This window comes from Zestomonas ipomoeae (assembly GCF_057128665.1).
Map to the genome: position 1 here is coordinate 32,221 of NZ_JBSKHQ010000018.1, position 16,052 is coordinate 48,272.

17 protein-coding genes are annotated in these 16,052 nt (G+C 63.9%); 3 read left to right on the forward strand and 14 right to left on the reverse strand.

Going from position 1 to position 16,052, the window contains the following annotated elements; genetic code table 11:
* Positions 1 to 8: 8 nt before the first annotated feature.
* The 12 genes from ACWKV7_RS17945 to ACWKV7_RS18000 all read right to left on the reverse strand — a co-directional run bounded on the left by ACWKV7_RS17945 (position 9) and on the right by ACWKV7_RS18000 (position 12,030).
* On the reverse strand, positions 9 to 1,265 hold the full coding sequence (locus tag ACWKV7_RS17945) for a beta-ketoacyl synthase N-terminal-like domain-containing protein (RefSeq protein WP_483859066.1): 1,257 nt from the start codon (positions 1,263 to 1,265) through the stop codon (positions 9 to 11).
* Entirely contained in the window at positions 1,258 to 3,807 is a 2,550-nt protein-coding gene (locus ACWKV7_RS17950) for a beta-ketoacyl synthase N-terminal-like domain-containing protein (protein WP_483859067.1), read from the reverse strand. The genes ACWKV7_RS17945 and ACWKV7_RS17950 overlap by 8 nt, the downstream gene beginning before the upstream one ends.
* Positions 3,808 to 3,932: 125 nt before the next feature.
* The gene (locus ACWKV7_RS17955) at positions 3,933 to 5,084 is read right to left on the reverse strand and encodes an aminomethyl transferase family protein (RefSeq protein ID WP_483859068.1); all 1,152 of its coding nucleotides are present in this window, start codon (positions 5,082 to 5,084) and stop codon (positions 3,933 to 3,935) included.
* A 35-nt stretch (positions 5,085 to 5,119) separates the two neighbouring features.
* On the reverse strand, positions 5,120 to 5,413 hold the full coding sequence (locus ACWKV7_RS17960; RefSeq protein WP_483859069.1) for an acyl carrier protein: 294 nt from the start codon (positions 5,411 to 5,413) through the stop codon (positions 5,120 to 5,122).
* Positions 5,414 to 5,443: 30 nt separating this feature from the next.
* Positions 5,444 to 6,019, reverse strand: coding sequence for a 3-hydroxyacyl-ACP dehydratase FabZ family protein (locus ACWKV7_RS17965; RefSeq protein WP_483859070.1), 576 nt, complete (start codon positions 6,017 to 6,019; stop codon positions 5,444 to 5,446).
* 13 nt (positions 6,020 to 6,032) lie between these two features.
* Positions 6,033 to 6,788: a 3-oxoacyl-ACP reductase FabG gene (gene fabG / locus ACWKV7_RS17970; RefSeq protein ID WP_483859071.1), complete on the reverse strand. Its 756-nt coding sequence runs from the start codon at positions 6,786 to 6,788 to the stop codon at positions 6,033 to 6,035.
* Positions 6,789 to 6,812: 24 nt separating this feature from the next.
* On the reverse strand, positions 6,813 to 7,181 hold the full coding sequence (gene acpS / locus ACWKV7_RS17975) for a holo-ACP synthase (RefSeq protein ID WP_483859072.1): 369 nt from the start codon (positions 7,179 to 7,181) through the stop codon (positions 6,813 to 6,815).
* A gap of 17 nt (positions 7,182 to 7,198) precedes the next feature.
* Positions 7,199 to 8,230: a hypothetical protein gene (locus ACWKV7_RS17980; RefSeq protein ID WP_483859073.1), complete on the reverse strand. Its 1,032-nt coding sequence runs from the start codon at positions 8,228 to 8,230 to the stop codon at positions 7,199 to 7,201.
* Positions 8,231 to 8,240: 10 nt separating this feature from the next.
* Complete coding sequence (locus ACWKV7_RS17985; protein ID WP_483859074.1) at positions 8,241 to 9,203, reverse strand: ACP S-malonyltransferase; 963 nt, start codon at positions 9,201 to 9,203, stop codon at positions 8,241 to 8,243.
* Complete coding sequence (locus tag ACWKV7_RS17990; RefSeq protein WP_483859075.1) at positions 9,178 to 10,551, reverse strand: hypothetical protein; 1,374 nt, start codon at positions 10,549 to 10,551, stop codon at positions 9,178 to 9,180. The genes ACWKV7_RS17985 and ACWKV7_RS17990 overlap by 26 nt, the downstream gene beginning before the upstream one ends.
* 29 nt (positions 10,552 to 10,580) lie before the next feature.
* Complete coding sequence (locus tag ACWKV7_RS17995) at positions 10,581 to 11,411, reverse strand: outer membrane lipoprotein-sorting protein (RefSeq protein ID WP_483859076.1); 831 nt, start codon at positions 11,409 to 11,411, stop codon at positions 10,581 to 10,583.
* 331 nt (positions 11,412 to 11,742) lie between these two features.
* Positions 11,743 to 12,030 carry a hypothetical protein gene (locus tag ACWKV7_RS18000; protein WP_483859077.1) on the reverse strand — a complete coding sequence of 96 codons (288 nt, stop codon included), beginning with the start codon at positions 12,028 to 12,030 and terminating at the stop codon, positions 11,743 to 11,745.
* Positions 12,031 to 12,298: 268 nt separating this feature from the next.
* On the opposite strand from ACWKV7_RS18000, the gene ACWKV7_RS18005 reads away from it, so the two are divergent.
* Positions 12,299 to 12,505 (forward strand): hypothetical protein, encoded by a 207-nt coding sequence (locus tag ACWKV7_RS18005; RefSeq protein WP_483859078.1) that lies wholly within the window; start codon positions 12,299 to 12,301, stop codon positions 12,503 to 12,505.
* A 105-nt stretch (positions 12,506 to 12,610) separates the two neighbouring features.
* Here the strand turns inward: ACWKV7_RS18005 and ACWKV7_RS18010 are convergent, their stop codons facing one another.
* On the reverse strand, positions 12,611 to 13,195 hold the full coding sequence (locus ACWKV7_RS18010; RefSeq protein WP_483859079.1) for a YajG family lipoprotein: 585 nt from the start codon (positions 13,193 to 13,195) through the stop codon (positions 12,611 to 12,613).
* 163 nt (positions 13,196 to 13,358) lie between these two features.
* Here ACWKV7_RS18010 and ACWKV7_RS18015 point away from each other — a divergent pair, with 163 nt between their 5' ends.
* The gene (locus ACWKV7_RS18015; RefSeq protein ID WP_483859080.1) at positions 13,359 to 13,589 is read left to right on the forward strand and encodes a hypothetical protein; all 231 of its coding nucleotides are present in this window, start codon (positions 13,359 to 13,361) and stop codon (positions 13,587 to 13,589) included.
* Positions 13,590 to 13,927: 338 nt separating this feature from the next.
* Entirely contained in the window at positions 13,928 to 15,448 is a 1,521-nt protein-coding gene (gene mqo, locus ACWKV7_RS18020) for a malate dehydrogenase (quinone) (protein WP_483859081.1), read from the forward strand.
* A gap of 69 nt (positions 15,449 to 15,517) precedes the next feature.
* Here the strand turns inward: mqo and ACWKV7_RS18025 are convergent, their stop codons facing one another.
* Positions 15,518 to 15,931, reverse strand: a complete 414-nt coding sequence (locus ACWKV7_RS18025) for a VOC family protein (RefSeq protein WP_483859082.1) — start codon at positions 15,929 to 15,931, stop codon at positions 15,518 to 15,520.
* Positions 15,932 to 16,052 lie beyond the last annotated feature (121 nt).

Consider the following 16,052-nt stretch of genomic DNA (forward strand, 5'->3'; position numbering starts at 1 on the left):
CTTCTCCATCAGGCAATCCGCGCCAGGGTGCAAGCCGCGATCGAACCCTCGATACCGAGGCCGATCTTGACCAGTTTGTCGCTGCCGAGCGGCAGCGGCTCGGTATCCGCATGCAGCCGCACACCAGCCGCGGCATCCAGCGGTGCCATGGCCTGGAAGGCGAGCAGGCGCCGTTGCTCGAGGGCGTCGGCGGCGATGGCCACGTCGGTCAGGCCGCTGGCCGCCACCTGGTAGCCCAGTTGCGCCTTGTAGGAGACCGTGGGCACCGCGTTGTCGCCCCAGACCTTGCGGATCGCCATCAACTCGGCCTGGTCGTTGCCGCGAATGCCGTTGCCGTGGGCGAACACGCAGCCGATCTGCCCCGCCGTGGTCTCGGCCTGTTCCAGGGAGTCGCCAATGGTTCGGGCGATCAGGCGAAAGTCCGGGGCGAACGCCTGGCCTCCGCGCGCCGAACCGCCGTTCTGGCTCATGGCGAAGCCTTCGATGCGCATGCGTCCGAGAGCGCCGCGGGCCTGCAGGCGGGCGGGGCTTTCCAGAATGCTCACCGCCACGCCGGCGCCGAGCATCACGCCCTCGGTGCCGGCGGCGAAGGGTTGATAGACGGTCTTCGCCAACGCGTTGAGCCCGCCCATGAACATCAGGTTGTACAGCGATACCTGCTGCCAGGAGGCCACCACCGCCAGCTCGGCGCTGCCGGACTCGATCGCCTTGCTCGCCAGGTACAGCGCCGACATGCTCGAACAACTGGCGCTGTACAGCGACAGCGGCGGCGTGGCCAGGCGGTAGTGCTGCATCAGCAGCCGCGCCAGTTGCTCCTCGGAATACTGCCGGCTGTGCAACTGGCGGATCGCCGGATTGAACAGCAGGTCTTCCTCGTCGTTGCGCCGCAGGTAACCGAAGAACCCCATGATGTCCGGCTGCACGCCCTGCCCGCCGAGGTACAGCTGCGCGCCGGGTTCGGTCAGCGCCGACGGTGCCAGTCCGGCATCGGCCAGGGCCTCGTCGATCACCCGCTGCAGCAGCCGCGCCGCGCTCTGTGCCCCGCCGGCCTGTTCGCCGCGCCGGGGCTTGTCGAACGTCGGCATCGGCACCTGCGCCGGATTGAAGCCCAGGCCCAGCGGTGCCGCCGCTTCGGCATCGGCGAAGAACGGCTGGCGACGGCCCTGACGGCCATCGCCGAGGGCCCGGACCAGTGCCCGGCGGTCGGCGCCCAGGTCGTTGCAGGCACCGACGCCGGAGATCACCGCGGCATTCGCCTTAGGCATGGACGGCACCGTTGCGCAGCACCAGCGCATAGTTATTGCCGCCTTCCGAGGCGCCGAGCAGCAGCGCGTGGCGGATCTCCAGGCGCCGGGGGTAGCGCACGAAGGCGATGTCGTCGGCGCAGTAGTCCTCGGTGAAGGGGATCGGCTGGACCTCGCCGGTCTGCATCGCGCGGGTAAGCATCGCCAGGTTGAGCAGGCCGGTGGCCGATTCGACGAAGCCGAAGTGGCCGTTGTAATTGACCACCGGCACGTCGGGACGAGCCTGACCGAAGGCCTGGCGAATCGCCGCCAGCTCCTTCTGCGAGCTTTCGGCGGTGCCCCAGCTGGTACCGCAGACCAGATCGATCTGCTCGGCCCGCAGGCCGGCTTCGGCCAGGGCCTGGTCGATGGCCGCGGCCATGCTGGCGCCATCCAGCGCCATGCCGCCCTCACCGGGATACACGGCATCGCAGGAGCGTCCGTAGCCGACCAGCTCGGCCAGCACCCGGGCACCGCGCGCGGCGGCCTGCTCGGCGTCTTCGAGAAAGGCCACGCCGGCGCCCTCGCCCATCAGGTAGCCATTCTTCGACGCGCTGTAGACCTGGAAGGCGTCGGTGCCGGACTCCCAGTTCAGCCGCTCGCTGTTGCGCTGCGACATCAGCGCCGAGGCATAGGCGTTCTCGTCGGCGCCGCCGACCAGCGCCTGGCCCTGCAGGCCCTGGCGCACGATCTCGTAGCCGTAGCAGAGCGCGCCGAAGGCCGAGTTGAAACCGGTCGACAGGGTGCTGTTGTAGCCCTTCAGACCCTTGGAAATGGCGCAGAAGGTGGCGATGGCATTCATCAGCGCCGAGGGGAATTCGAAGGTGCGCGCGCGGCGCGGGTCCGGTGACAGGCTCTGGGCATAGCGCGCCATGGTCGCCTGCGGGCCCTTGGACATGCCCATGATCAGCGCCGTGTCGCTATCGCCATGGCGCACCTTCTTGCCGGCGCCCTGCAATGCCTGCTCCACCGCCAGCAGGGCGTAGGTGCCGATCTTGCTGGCCTTGCGTGCATCGAAGTTCTTCAGATGCCGGCGCGGCTCGATATTGCGGATCTCATGGGCGCGGAAGCTGAGTCCGGCAATGTCGCCGCCAGCCTCGTCGAGCACCTGCGCCAGTCGTGGATTGCTGGCCAGCAAGCGCTGTAGCTGCTCGCCGTCGTTGGCCATGCTGCCCAGTTCGGAGGCGGGAATCAGCGCACTGCCCTGCTCGCCGCTGGCAATACGCGCGATGACTTCCTCCAGGCCGTAGCCGAGCGAGGTCAGCATGCCCAGCCCGGTGACCACCACGCGCCGCGGGCGGTACTCGGTCTGCGGTACCGACTCCGGCTTCACCGCCGACACGATGCTGCAGTTGTTGCCGCCGAAGGCGTAGTTGTTCTTCATGAACAGCCGCACGTCGTGACGCTGGAATTCGTTGGGCACGTAGTTCAGGTCGCAGCCGGTGCGCGGCGTGCCGAAGTTCAGGGTCGGCAGTACCTTGCCGTCCGGCAGGGTGACCAGGCAGGCGATCATCTCGATGATGCCGGCCGAGCCGATGTTGTGGCCGAAATAGGACTTGGTCGAGCTGACCGGAATCTCGGCGATGTTGGGGAAGACCTTCTTCATCGCCACGGTTTCGGCGCGGTCGTTGGCCTCGGTGCCGGTGCCGTGGGCGTTGATGTACTGGATGTCCCCGGTGCCGACACCGGCGTTCTTCAGCGCGGTGCGCATCACCAGGGCGGCGCCTTCGCCGCGCGGGTCGGGCGCGGTTTCGTGGTGGGCATCGGACGAGGTGGCGTAGCCGATGATCTCGCCATAGATGGTCGCGCCACGGGCCTTGGCGTGCTCGTATTCTTCCAGCACCAGGCCGCCGGCGCCTTCGCCGATGGACATGCCGGGCGTGCCGGAGAACGGGCTGCAGGACTGCTCGTGCATGGCTTTGAGCGCATAGAAGCCGGCGAAGGTGGGCAAGTAGACCGGGTCGGAGCCGACGATCAGCGCCACCGGGGTCTTGTCGTTCTGGATCTGGTCGAAGCCGATGCCGATGGCGTTGGTGCTGGCGGTGCAGGCGGTGGCCACCAGCTCGAAGCCGCCGCGCAGGCCGAGCAGCGAGGACACCACCGGGCAGATGGCTGCGAAGCTGCCGGAAATCTCCAGCTTGCGCGGGGAAAATTCCTCGGGGCGGTTCTCGATCAGCGGCATCATCGCCTCGGCGCCGGCGGAGGAAACCCCCACCACCAGGCTGGTGCGTTCGAGCAGCGGTGCGTTGAGCAGGCCCGCCTGGACCAGGGCCTCGCGGCCGACCTTGTAGCCCCACAGCACGGTACGGTCGAGTTCCGGCAACAGGGCCGGGTCCAGGCCTTCGTAGTCGATTTCCGCCGGTACTTCCGAGGCGTTGGCGTGATCGAAATACTTGAGGAAGTGCTGGCTAGGTGCGATCGATGCCTTCTCTGCCAGCAGCCCCTGGCGGAATTCCTCGACGCTGGTGCCCAAGGCCGTCAGCACGCCCATGCCGGTGACCACTACTCGTTTGCGCTTGACCATTTTGCTGAATCTCCTGCGCGGATCTGTCCGCTCCTCGAAACCTTGCGCAGGCGACCGGCCGCACCGCGCGGACCCAGCCGGAGCCGGGGCACGCGGTGCGGCCCGCCCGCCGCGTTGCGCGTCTGCTACTGCGCCTGCTGCTCGAGCAGGCTCTTCGGCCGCGACGGGTCCACGTAGCTGTGCTCCGCCGGGTTGACCATGAAGCTGAAGTTCTGCAGGAACGGAATCGCCGAGGTGACGATGGCCACCGGCGCCGCCGACGCGGCGATGCGGTACTGGTCGATGCCGGCGTAGGCATGCTCGACGTCCAGCAGCGCCTGGCCGATGTAGGCATCCAGCCCGGCCGAATAGCCGAGGGTGATCACCCGGCCGATTTCCTGGTCGCCGCTCAGCACGCTGTCACCGATGCGCGCGGCCTCGGCACCCTCGCCCTGGGCGAAGAAACCGACCACGCGAACCTTTGGCCCCTCTTCCAGCTTGGCCAGCAGCGCGTCCTTGCCGATGAACTCGTCCTTGTCGTAGCGCACCGCCCACTGCAGTTGCAGTTCGATCGGGCAGGCGGTGAATTCGCCGGCCAGGCTCGGGTCCCAGCAGGGGTTTTCCAGGCGCGCCTTGTTCTGGAAGTCGATGCCGCCCTTCTTCAGGTCGAACTTGGCCCCGGCCTCTTCGGCACGCGCCCACAGGTCAGCCACCTGGTCTTTCTCCGCCAGCACCTTGAAGGAGAACTCGCCGTGCTTGCCGGCACGCAGCAGCAGACCTTCGTCCACCGGCATGAACTCCAGGTAGGGCAGGCCGAGCACGTCGAAGCCGAACAGTTCGGCCATCAGTTCCCAGCTGTAGGGGCCTTCGAACAGCACGGTGGAGTACTTGTCGTCCAGCGAGGCGATGTCCACGCCCTCCTCGCCCACGGCCGCCTGCAGGCTGGCCGCCAGCCTGTCGCCGCGCATCCACTCGCTGAGCAGCACGAAGCGCTCGTCATCGCAGAGGATGTAGAGGTCAGTGACGATCTTGCCGTGCTCGTCCAACAGCACGGTGTAGAGCGCCTGCTCGTCGCGAATGGCCGAGAGATCGCCGCCGACCACACGGTTGAGGAAGTCATAGGCATCGTCGCCACTGACCTCGACCAGGCCGAAGTGCGAGTAGTCGACCATCAGGATGTTCTTGCGCATGGCCTGGTGTTCTTCTGCCGGCTGGCCATAGTGCAGCGGTACGGCGACGCCATTGCGCTCGCCCAGGGTGGCGCCGGCGGCTTTGTGAACGGCTTCCATCGGATTCATCGGTGTTCTCCTTTGTCTGGTTCCCAGGGAAGCCGTCAAGCGGCGTCGGCGGCCTGGCGCTTGAGGATGAAAGAAGCGAGCGAGTTGATATTGCGCATGTAGGACGGGTCGTCGCCCTCGGAAACCCGCACGCCGAACTCTTCGTCGAGCATCACCACCAGCTCGGTGGCGTCCACCGAGTCGAGCTTCAGGCCGCTGCCGAACAGCGGGGTGTCGTCGTCGATCTGCTCGATGCTCTGGTACAGGTTGAGCCGGTCGATCAGGCTGCCCTTCAACTTATCGAGAACCGCCTGGCGTTCGGCGATCACGGCTTGCAGGTTGCTGTCCATATCCCTCTCCTCTAGGTAGTGAGCGTGCCGTCAGAGCGGCATTTTCTTGGTCATGTCGAACCAGAAGTTGGTGACCTTGCCGGCGGTGGTCACCCGCCGTCCGACGCGAGCCTCCACCTTGAAGTGGCTGAAGCCGGCCGGGTCCTTCATGGTCAGTTCGCTGCGCATGAACAGGGTGTCGCCGGGTACCACCACGCTTTTGAACTTGAGGTCCTGCGCCGCCAGCAGGCCGCCGAACTTCTTGCGAATCTCGCCGAACAGCTCGATGCCTTCGTCGGAATGCACCGCCTTTTGCAGGTCGCGGCGGGCAGACAGGTCGCAGTCGTGACGCCTCTCGTATTCCTCGCAGAAGGCAGTCAGCAGCGACAGGTAGTCGCTGGTCTGGCCGAGGGCCTCGGCGATCAACACGCCGGGCATCACCGGGTTGTCGGGGAAGTGCCCCTGGAACTGCGGCTCGTTGAAGGTGATGTTCTTCACCGCGGTGATGTAGCCCTTGGGCCCGCGCTTGAAATCGCAGATCTTGTCGACCAGAAAGAACGGATAGCGCCAGGTGCCCATCTTCATGAGCAGCGCCGGTGTAACGAGACTTTCCTCGGTTTCAGCCATGTTTCTCCCCCCGTTAACGCATGATTAAGCCGCCGTCGACCACCAGGGTCTGCCCGACGATGTAGCTCGATGAGCTGGAACACAGAAAAGCGATGGCCTCGGCCACTTCGCGGGTCTCGCCCATGCGTTGCAGAGGGATCACGGAAAGCGTCTGGCGGATCACGTTGCGCGGCACCCGCTTGGTCATCACCGACTCGATCAGCCCCGGCGCCACGGCATTGACCCGTACGCCTTTGGAGCCCAGCTCGCCGGCCAGCGTCCGGGTGAAGCCGATCATCCCGGCCTTCGCCGCGCTGTAGTTCGACTGGCCGAAGCTGTTGGTCATGCCGGCAATCGACGATACGTTGACCACCGCCGCCTGCTTGGCCTTGCGCAGCAGACGCAGGGCGGCCTTGGCCATCATGAAAGTGCCGTAGAGATTGGTCTTGACGACGTCGTCGAACTCGTCGAAGTCCATCAGGGCGAACAGGTTGTCGCGGTACTTGCCGGCGTTGTTCACCAGCACGTCGAGCTTGCCGTCGGCCTCCTCGATCCGCGCCATCGCCGCGTTCAGGTCGTCCTGGTTGGTGATGTCGCAACGCAGCGGGATCAATCGCTCCGCGTACTGCGGGTTGTCTGCCAGCGCCTCGAGGCGGGCCGGGTTGTTGTTATAGGTCGCATAGACCTTGCAACCGTCTTCCAGCAATTTTTCGCAAACGGCCAAGCCGATGTCGCCGCTCGCTCCCGTTACCAATGCAATCTTGTCCTTCAAGTCCGTGTACGCTGCCATCGTTCGTCCGCCTGTATTGAAAGTTCACCCAAGCACTACCGCCGCCACTGCGTGCGTCGCACAGTGGGAAATGCTCAAACTCGCCGCACTCAAGCCTGCCTGTTGCATCACCTGCAGGAATCGGCCACCGAACTCCAGGTACGGTCGGCCCATTTCTTCGTGTCTGATCTCCATATCCAGAAACAGCACGCCGCTCTGGAAGCCGGTGCCGAGGGCCTTCACCGCCGCCTCCTTGGCCGCCCAGATGCCCGCCGCGCGCTCGACGTTCTCCTCCACGTCGCCGATGTACTCCCGTTCCCGCGCGGTATAGACGCGCTCCATGAACGCCGTTCCGCTGCGCCGGGTCGCCGTGCGAATGCGTTCCACCTCGACGATATCGATGCCCACATGCATGCCCGTTCCGCCCCCCTTCAGCGCGCCGTGGCCGGCACGAACTCGTCGATGTACTGCGTGACCTGCCGGGCGTCCTGCTGCAACGTCCACAGTCGCTCGCGCCAGAACATCGCGCCCAACGGCAGCAGCAGGCTCAGGTAGAACACCGGGAACGGCACGGTCGCCGGCAGCAGGGAAAACAGCAGGCAGGCCAGCAGGGTCCAACCGGCCAGCAACGCGTAATAGGCCAGGCTGCGGCGCCAGAAGCCGCCGGGCGCGGGCACCGCGCCATCGTCGGCAGCGCTGCCGGTGACCAACGCTGCCAGGGCCTCGCCGGTGGCCGAGAACACCCGCGAACGGCGCGCGCCAAGCAAGGTGAAGAACGCCGCGATCCAGGCCAGGATCACCGCCGCGACGATGAACTCGGGGCTGGCATAGCCGCGTTCGAGGCTGAACGCGGGTTTGTCGTGCAGCGGCCAGACCAGCGCGAAATTGATTGCCAGGCTGATCGCCAAGTCCTCGTAGAGATAGCTGCGCGCACTGCGCTTACCGGCCAGTCCTTCGCGCAACATCGCCGCGCCTTCCGGGCTGGCGAGCGCCAGCAAGTAGGGCGCGCTGCCCGCCATCGCCGCGGCTAGCGCCAGGGGAAACAGGCCACCGATGGCAACGAACGCCAGCAGGCGTCGATGTTCCGGCAACCAGTGGGCGCCGGCCAGCAGCACCAGCACCAACCCGCCGGCCAGCAGCAGCGGCGTGGCCCAGGGCCGGCGCAAAGGGTTCAACGCGCGGGCCAGCGGGGTGACCTTGAGCGCCTGCATCGCCGCCAGTTCGCTGGGCAGCAGCATGAACTTCGGCGCCCGCGCGGCGTAAATCCAGTAACCGGGCGCATCGCGCACCGTCGCATAAGCCACCCCGGCGGCAATCGCGCCACCGGCCAGCAGCAACTCCAGCAGCGACAGCTCGCCGGCATTGCGCACCAGGGTAAAGGTCAGCAACAGGCCGATCAGGCTCAGCCCGAACCATTGGCCCAGGGCATAGTGGCGCAGATGACGGCGGAAGGTCGGCAGCATGGGGCGCTCCTCAGGCCGGCTCGGCGACCGGTTGCCCGGTACCAAGCAGGTCGCCGGCATGACGGGCGATCAATCCCTCATGGGGAAAGTCCTGCAGCAGTCGACCGAGCACCTTCTTCGGCCCCACTTCGAGGAAAGCGCGATAGCCGCCGGCGACCAGGGCGTCGACGGTTTCGCGCCAACGCACGGTGGCCGAGAGGTTGTTAACCAGGTCGCGCTTGATGTCTTCGATGTCACTGACCGGCGCCGCCGCCTGGTTGGTGAACAGCGGCAGCCTCGGTTGGGCGAATTGCAGCCCGTCGATGACCGCCTGGAAATCGTTCCGACCGCCGTTCATCAAGGCGCTGTGCCAGGCGCCGTTGACTGGCAGCCGCACCTGTTCGTAGCCGGCACGCATGATCTGCGGCAGCAACGTCTTGAGCGCTTTCTTGCAGCCGGAAATCACCTGCTGCCGGGGCGAGTTGTCATTGGCCACACCGACCGGACCACCCAGCTCCTGCTCGGCGATCAGCGCCGCAACCGTGTCGCGGTCGATGCCCTTGATCGCGTACATGCCGCCGTCGGTTTCCACCGCCAGGGCCTGCATGATCTGCCCACGGGCGGCCACCGCGCGCAGGCAGTCCTCCAGGCCGAGCACGCCGGCGGCGTAGAGTGCGGAAAACTCGCCGACGCTGTGCCCGGCCACCGCCAACTCCCCCACTTCGGCCCGCTCGCGCAGGGCCTCCAGGGTGGCGATGTTCACCGCGGTGACCGCTACCTGCTGGTAGTGGGTCTTCGCCAGGGCCGTCATCGGCCCCTTGAAGCACATGCGCCGCACGTCGAATCCGGCGATATCGGCGGCGCAGTCCCACACCCGCCGCGTGCGCGCCGACTGTTCGCAGACGTCCTCGCCCATGCCGATATGCTGGGTACCCTGGCCGGGAAACAGCAGCACATAGTTGTTGGAATCACCAGATTGCTCGAACGCCTGCATAAACCCCTCCGCTAGTGCCTAATCGCCCAAACTCGCTGCGCCGCGCTCCGCCCAGATAACCGCCACCGGCATATACTTCGAATTGCCGGGAAAGTTGCGAAGACAGGTGCAGATTCAGGGCATGACTTTGATCTTCCAGGTTATAGATGGCGGCCACTTCCCAAGATAGCGTGCGCAGTTCCGCAGAACTTCGCTCGATATGCGACATTAGGTAGTGGCGTCCCAACATCAAATCTCGCCGCGCGTTGTTATCCGCCTCCTGGGCAAATAACAGTTGATAACCGCGATACAGCGGAAAACCACTGGATTGATACGCCGACTCGGTAAAATCCAGCGTGTCGAAATAATCGTCCCACTGGCCGTCGCCATAACCCTGACCTTGATAGAGATATTCGACGGAAATCGCCGTATTGTTTTCCGTGGCATAGCGCAGGCCGCCGGCGAATTGCACAAAGGCATCATCCTGCTGTTCGTGCAATATCGAATCGGCACTGGGGAATTGGCCATTGCGCAACGCATCGAGTGCTCGTTTGCCAGGTTCCTTTATATGGCTCCTGTCACTGGCAGCCAGTTCCAGATTGAGTATCCAGTCATCGGTCAGATAGCCGCTGGTTCCAATGCCTGCAGCGAAACTATCACCGCCTACCAACACCACGCGCGGATTGAAATCTTCGAAAACCGAAGTGGTGTACGCTGCGTAATAACGCTCCTGTCCATTGGTGCGCTGCAAGGTATTCCAGTCGGCGACTCTGGCGCTCGATGACTCATTGGCCAGTTGCGGCAATATGGCCAGTTCCAATGTACCGTATGCGCTGAACCAAGATGCCTGAACGCCGACCGAACCTTCGCGATAGGCATCCTGCCAGGAAACACCCAGGGCATGGGTAATACCAACCGATGAATAATTCAGCGGGTTCTGCAACAAATCCAGCGGACTGATAAAGAACATCTGACCGTTGCGAATATCTTTCTTGCCGATATCGATGAACCAGGATTCATCGGGGCTGAAAGACAAATAGGCCTCGCGCACGAAGCCTCGGTTTTCCTCGCCATCCGGCTCCTGGGCGATACCCGACTCGCCATGGGTGCCTAGGTGCTCACCAGCCACCTTGCCGTGCAACCTCAGCTCGGCGAACGAACAGTCGCCACTGATTTCGCCGTACAGCGCGCGCAAGTCCTGGCTGCGGCTGAAGCTTTCAGCGGGATTCAGAGCCGCGCTGCGCGTCCAGCTGCGGCCGCCCTCGGCGCCGAGGTAGCCGCCGCTGGAGCATTCGATGGCGGCAACCAGCGAACTCCAGAGCGCCAGGACGCAGGCGAGCGAAACCCGGAACGGGAACTTTCGAACCATTCAGAACACCACCGTTTACCTGAAGTTATTTAGCGCAAGCGCAACAGATACTCTTTCTGAAAGTAGGCTTCTGGTACTTCTTCAGGCCGCACCTGCGAATACAGCATGCGCGTGTAGTGCTCTTTCTTCAGACTGTCCTCGATACGAATTTCATGAGGACGTTCGATACCCAGTGCCGGACGATAATCCGTATACCAGGCGCGCTTTAACAAAATATTACTGGTGGAGAGGAATTCCGCCTTATAAGGCCGATAAGTATCCAGCTCTACCCAGTAAGTGATTTTCGGATAGGTTACATACGCCCAACGGCGCTCCAACTCCAACCGATAGCATTTGCTATCACCACAGGGCTCGATTCCGGCCAGTTTCGAGTCGTAGGAAAGATCGAAGTCGGTAGCGACCACATCGCCGTTGGATACTTGGCCGATCAGGCGTTGTTGTCGCGAGATCGGAATGGGACGACGCAACTTCGGCTCGTAGTACCAGAGTTTGTCGAAAATCGACAGCAGGGATTTACCGCGCTCGCTCGGCGGGTCGGTAAAACGCACCAGGGCGCGCGCGTCGCCTTCCTGCTCTTCGTCGGGCTTTTGAAAGCGCATGGCGACATCGAGTATCTGTCGCGCTACTTCCTTCTCGCCTTTGACTTCGACCAAGGTCAGGGTATAGCGAAACGGTTCCGCTGGAGCACGAATGCGATCAGCACGTCGAATGATATCCGCCGCTTCGATAGTGCTCGTGACGGGAGGAGTATTTATGTCGGTGACGGCTTGCTCATCGGCCTTGGCTAGAACTTCCGCCTGGACGGTGAGAAATGAAAAAGCACAGCTGGTGACCCAGCATAGAATAGCGATACGCCACATCCGTGTACCCTCACTGCTTAACGTTAGGTTGAGCAGGCAAATGTTCTTGTTTTTATTATTCGGCCTTCTTCTTGAAGGCACTTTGTTTTTCTTAGTTCTTAGTGCGGGCCGATAATGGCACCATAGCACGCGTTAAAACGTGAACCGCGTCACATTGCAGAGAACTGCAACAAACCGAACGGTCGCCTCGTGACTATATTCAATGGTTTGGTTTCAACACAAACTCGACGCGCGCAGCCGCACCGAGCACAGCCTGGGCCGGCATCCTCAGAAGGGACTCGCGGCCATCATCAACGGAGCCACAAGGCCCCCGTCAATGCCCCGGCAGGCTCTACCAGCGGGTACTCAGCCAGGACAGCGCTAGCGCCAGCAGAAGGCAGGCGAAGCCGAAGCGGTAGAAGAACCGGTTGATCCGCTGGGTCGGCGCATCGACAAACGCAGCGTGCTGGGCCACTCCCTCCACTTCGCTATCCGCAGCCAGCGGCGCGACCGCGCGCAGCTCGCGAAGCCGGGTAGCGAGCAGCAGCCAACTGCCAGCCACGGCGAGAAACAGCGCCAGGGCGTTGAGCATGCCGGCGGGATGAGCAAGGTACAGCGACCAAATGACCTGTAGAGACATGGAAGGGAAACCCGAACAAAAGCGACCGACCAACGGCCACCATACCGCATGAAGGGGAAGGAACACTGGCTATGCCAGGCAGTCCAAATTCGGCCGCAGAGTCTACTGAAGCAACGAGCTTATAAGTTTCGTTTCCGACGAACGCGGAAAGCCATGCAAAGCTGTCTGACAATCGTCATGAGCATCGTCTAGGGTTAACGCTCATTCCCACAGGTTTTGCCGGAACCTCGGGAAGCGGCGACTTTTCTTTCCACGGAGGAACCCCGCCATGCTGCATCCCCAACCCCTGGATCGCGACTACCTGATCGACTCCCTCGAAGAAGTGGAGGAAGTGATCGAAGGTCTTTCATTCAACGTGCACGACCACCACTGGCTGGTCTACTGCGCCCTCGGTGGCCATGAGCATTACGACCTACCGGATATCGACACGAATACCGGTTTCAGCCTGCCCGAACTCTACGCTGAAGCAGCCTGAGCCCATACGGAGCGCCACGATGAGGTAACCCGTCCTCGTCGCTCGCGTACCCCAGCCAAAGAAAAGCCCGGAGATCCCGGGCTTTTTTTATGGGGGAGCCAATCTTCACTCGGCCAGCAATTGTCCGACGGTGGGGTCCTTGAACAGCCGGGTCAGCGCATCGCTGAGCACCTCGCTCACCAGCTTGGTATTGGTCTGCTGGTTTGGCGCCATGCCGAAACGCTGGTTCATGCTCGCCGTGTAGCGGCCGCTGTAGCGCCGCGAGGCGTTCTGCACATCGGCGCGCATCACCGCGGTGATGTCCGCCTCGGTCACGTAGGTGCCTTCCTTCGGCGACTGGTACTTCAACTCGGCCAGCGTCACGGTCAGCTGCGGTGCGTTATAGGCATTGGGCGACGGGGTGAAGCCCAGCAGGCGAACGGCAGCCTCGGCCTCGGCCTGCAGCCTGGGCAGGATGTTCTGCGCCGGCACGCTGATATTACTGGTTTCCGGATACAGGCCGCCGCGGGTGCCCAGCACCGGCGAAGGACGGCCATCGACCACCCGTACCACGACCGGCTGGCCCTGGCCGACGGCGGTCAGCGACGAGGTGAGCTTGGGTTCCGGACTGAGTTGTTGCGGGCTGAGGGCACAGCCGGCCAGCGTCAGGCTGGTGGCAGCGATCAGGCCGAGCAGCAAACGATGCAGCATGCGATCTCTCCAGGTTGAGGCGAATGGCCGGCAGTATAGCCGTCGCCGCCATGGGCTAATAGGGCATGCACAACAGACTGGCGCGCAGGCGCCGCGGTTCCTGTCATCGCCCTGTCACCCCACCCGGGGACACTGCTGGCAGTCCTCCTTGGAGAGCCGTCCCATGCTGTCGCTCCTGTCGCTGTTCGCCCCGCGCCAACACCGCCACTTCGCCCTGGTGGATGCCACCGGCATCTGCCGCGCCCTGCGTACGGCACGGCAGGTGCCCGCCGACCCCGGCTGGATCGAAGTGTACGAAGCTCGCCTCGACTGGCTGCAACGGCCGCTACCCGCCAACGCGCGAATCCAGCAGGTCGCCAAACATTCGCTCGGCCGCCGGCCGTTGGCGGCCTGACCGCCGGGCGAATAAAAGTCACGCAGGGAGCCCCAATCGCTGCGTTTCACCGCTATAATCGCGCCCCGATTATAAGGACGTCTCCTGATCGGGCCACGCACCCTGCCGCATGCCTCTTACCATCGGCTTTCGCACCGCCCCAGAGAGTCGCCCATTCGCGCTGCCCTTCGGCCAGCAGCCATTTCCGCCCGTAGCGTTGAACGCTTATGCATGGATGCAGCGTGTCGCACACGCTGGCGGTAGTGGCGCGCCCGTGGCAGACGACTTTTTACGAGGTTCACGACTCCAAAAGAGCGTGGCATGACGGTTTTCACAACTTCAAAAGAGTGTGGCGAGCAATGGCGCAAATCGATTACGAAGCAGTAGACGTAGTGCTGGTTGGGGCCGGCATCATGAGCGCAACACTGGCGGTCCTGCTCAAGGAGCTGGACCCCAACCTCAAGCTGGAGGTGGTTGAGCTGATGGAGTCGGGAGCCGTCGAAAGCTCCAACCCCTGGAACAACGCGGGTACCGGCCATGCCGGACTGTGCGAGTTGAACTACACCCCGGAAAGCCCGGATGGCTCCATCGATATCAAGAAGTCGGTGACCATCAACACCCAGTTCGAGGAATCCAAGCAGTTCTGGGCCTACATGGTCGGCAAGCAGGGCTTCGGCCCGGCCCGCGCGTTCATCAATCCGATACCGCACCTGAGCTTCGTGCGCGGTCAGGACGGCATTGCCTACCTGAAGAAGCGCTTCGCCGCGCTCACCCAGCACCACGCCTTCGCCGAGATGCAGTACTCGGAAGACCGCGCCACCCTCGCCAAATGGATGCCACTGATGATGCCCGGCCGCCCGGCCGATGAGCAGATCGCGGCGACCCGCGTGGAAGGCGGCACCGACGTCAACTTCGGCACCCTGACCAACCAGTTGCTCAAGTACCTGCAGAGCACCTCCGGCGCCGAGGTCAAGTGCAGCCAGAAGGTCACCGGCCTGAAGCGCAGCGACAGCGGCTGGCACGTGCACGTCAAGGACCTGAAGACCGGCAACCATCGCGACCTCAACGCCCGCTTCGTCTTCCTCGGCGCCGGCGGCGGCGCGCTGCCGCTGCTGCAGATGTCCGGCATCCCGGAAGGCAAGGGTTTCGGCGGCTTCCCGGTCAGCGGTCAGTGGCTGCGCTGTGACAACCCCGAGGTGGTCAAGCATCACCAGGCCAAGGTCTACAGCCAGGCCGAAGTCGGCTCGCCGCCGATGTCGGTACCGCACCTGGACACCCGCGTGGTCGATGGCCACAAGTCCCTGCTGTTCGGACCCTATGCCGGCTTCTCCACCAAGTTCCTGCGCCACGGCTCGTTCCTCGACCTGCCGCTGTCGATCCGCCCGAGCAACATTCGCCCGATGCTGGCGGTTGCCCGCGACAACATGGACCTGACCCGCTACCTGATCGGCGAGGTGCTGCAGTCCGATGAGCAGCGCCTGAACACCCTGCGCAACTTCTACCCCGAGGCCAAGGCCGAGGACTGGCGCCTGGAGATGGCCGGCCAGCGCGTGCAGATCATCAAGAAAGACCCGAAGCGCGGCGGCATCCTGCAGTTCGGTACCGAGCTGGTCGCCGCAGAAGATGGCTCCATCGCCGCCTTGCTCGGCGCCTCGCCGGGCGCCTCGGTGACCGTCTCGATCATGCTCGACCTGCTGCAACGCTGCTTCCCCGAGCAGGTGCGCAGCGAGGAGTGGTCCGCCAAGCTGAAGGAAATCTTCCCCGGCCGGGCCGCCGACATCGCCGCCGATGCCGAGCTGTACCGCGAGGTACAGGCCCGCAGCAACGAGCGACTGGGCCTGACCGAAGAGAGCCAGGTGGCCGAAGCCGCACGCGGCTGATGCCCGAGCAAGTAAAAAGCCGCCCCGAGGGGCGGCTTTTTCATGCGTGGCTTGCACTCAACGGCTGCTTCATTGGCGCATCGCCGGGTCCTGGACGTTGATCATCCAATTGACGCCGAAGCGGTCGGTCAGCGTGCCGAAGGCCAGCGCCCAGAAGGTCTTCTGCAGGGGCATGGTGACTTGGCCACCGTCGGCCAGGGCAGAGAAGAGGCGCTCGGCACGCTCGGGGCTTTCGGCATCGATCGACAGGTGGATGCCGCCGAACCCCGCGCTCGTTGGCGCGTCCGAGGCCATCAACTGGCTGTCGCCGATTTGCAGGTTGGCGTGCATCACCTTGTCCGGGTCCACGTCCGGGCCACACTGCCCTGGCGGAGCATCCCGGTTGCGGGCCAGGAAGGTGATCTTCGCGCCGAGTGCCTGGCAGTAGAAGTTCAGTGCCTGTTCGCAGCAGCCATTGAAGAACAGATAGGGTTCGACTTGCATGGACGCGTCCTCCTTGCACGAGCCGGCAGCCGATAGGCCGTCGACATAGAGCCGGGTGGACCGCTGGTGGAAGCGGAAAGTTCCGCATCGGCGCCGACAGGAAACGCCGGCGCCGGGCAGT

Excerpts from the sequence above, each read along its gene's own strand:
- acpS (WP_483859072.1), bottom strand. The coding sequence starts at position 7,181 with ATGCATGTGGGCATCGATATCGTCGAGGTGGAACGCATTCGCACGGCG.
- ACWKV7_RS18025 (WP_483859082.1), bottom strand. The coding sequence starts at position 15,931 with ATGCAAGTCGAACCCTATCTGTTCTTCAATGGCTGCTGCGAACAGGCA.
- ACWKV7_RS17950 (WP_483859067.1), bottom strand. The coding sequence starts at position 3,807 with ATGGTCAAGCGCAAACGAGTAGTGGTCACCGGCATGGGCGTGCTGACG.
- ACWKV7_RS18015 (WP_483859080.1), top strand. The coding sequence starts at position 13,359 with ATGCTGTCGCTCCTGTCGCTGTTCGCCCCGCGCCAACACCGCCACTTC.
- ACWKV7_RS17945 (WP_483859066.1), bottom strand. The coding sequence starts at position 1,265 with ATGCCTAAGGCGAATGCCGCGGTGATCTCCGGCGTCGGTGCCTGCAAC.
- ACWKV7_RS17960 (WP_483859069.1), bottom strand. The coding sequence starts at position 5,413 with ATGGACAGCAACCTGCAAGCCGTGATCGCCGAACGCCAGGCGGTTCTC.
- ACWKV7_RS18005 (WP_483859078.1), top strand. The coding sequence starts at position 12,299 with ATGCTGCATCCCCAACCCCTGGATCGCGACTACCTGATCGACTCCCTC.
- ACWKV7_RS17955 (WP_483859068.1), bottom strand. The coding sequence starts at position 5,084 with ATGAATCCGATGGAAGCCGTTCACAAAGCCGCCGGCGCCACCCTGGGC.
- mqo (WP_483859081.1), top strand. The coding sequence starts at position 13,928 with ATGGCGCAAATCGATTACGAAGCAGTAGACGTAGTGCTGGTTGGGGCC.
- ACWKV7_RS17995 (WP_483859076.1), bottom strand. The coding sequence starts at position 11,411 with ATGTGGCGTATCGCTATTCTATGCTGGGTCACCAGCTGTGCTTTTTCA.
- ACWKV7_RS18010 (WP_483859079.1), bottom strand. The coding sequence starts at position 13,195 with ATGCTGCATCGTTTGCTGCTCGGCCTGATCGCTGCCACCAGCCTGACG.
- ACWKV7_RS17990 (WP_483859075.1), bottom strand. The coding sequence starts at position 10,551 with ATGGTTCGAAAGTTCCCGTTCCGGGTTTCGCTCGCCTGCGTCCTGGCG.
- ACWKV7_RS17965 (WP_483859070.1), bottom strand. The coding sequence starts at position 6,019 with ATGGCTGAAACCGAGGAAAGTCTCGTTACACCGGCGCTGCTCATGAAG.
- ACWKV7_RS17980 (WP_483859073.1), bottom strand. The coding sequence starts at position 8,230 with ATGCTGCCGACCTTCCGCCGTCATCTGCGCCACTATGCCCTGGGCCAA.
- fabG (WP_483859071.1), bottom strand. The coding sequence starts at position 6,788 with ATGGCAGCGTACACGGACTTGAAGGACAAGATTGCATTGGTAACGGGA.
- ACWKV7_RS17985 (WP_483859074.1), bottom strand. The coding sequence starts at position 9,203 with ATGCAGGCGTTCGAGCAATCTGGTGATTCCAACAACTATGTGCTGCTG.
- ACWKV7_RS18000 (WP_483859077.1), bottom strand. The coding sequence starts at position 12,030 with ATGTCTCTACAGGTCATTTGGTCGCTGTACCTTGCTCATCCCGCCGGC.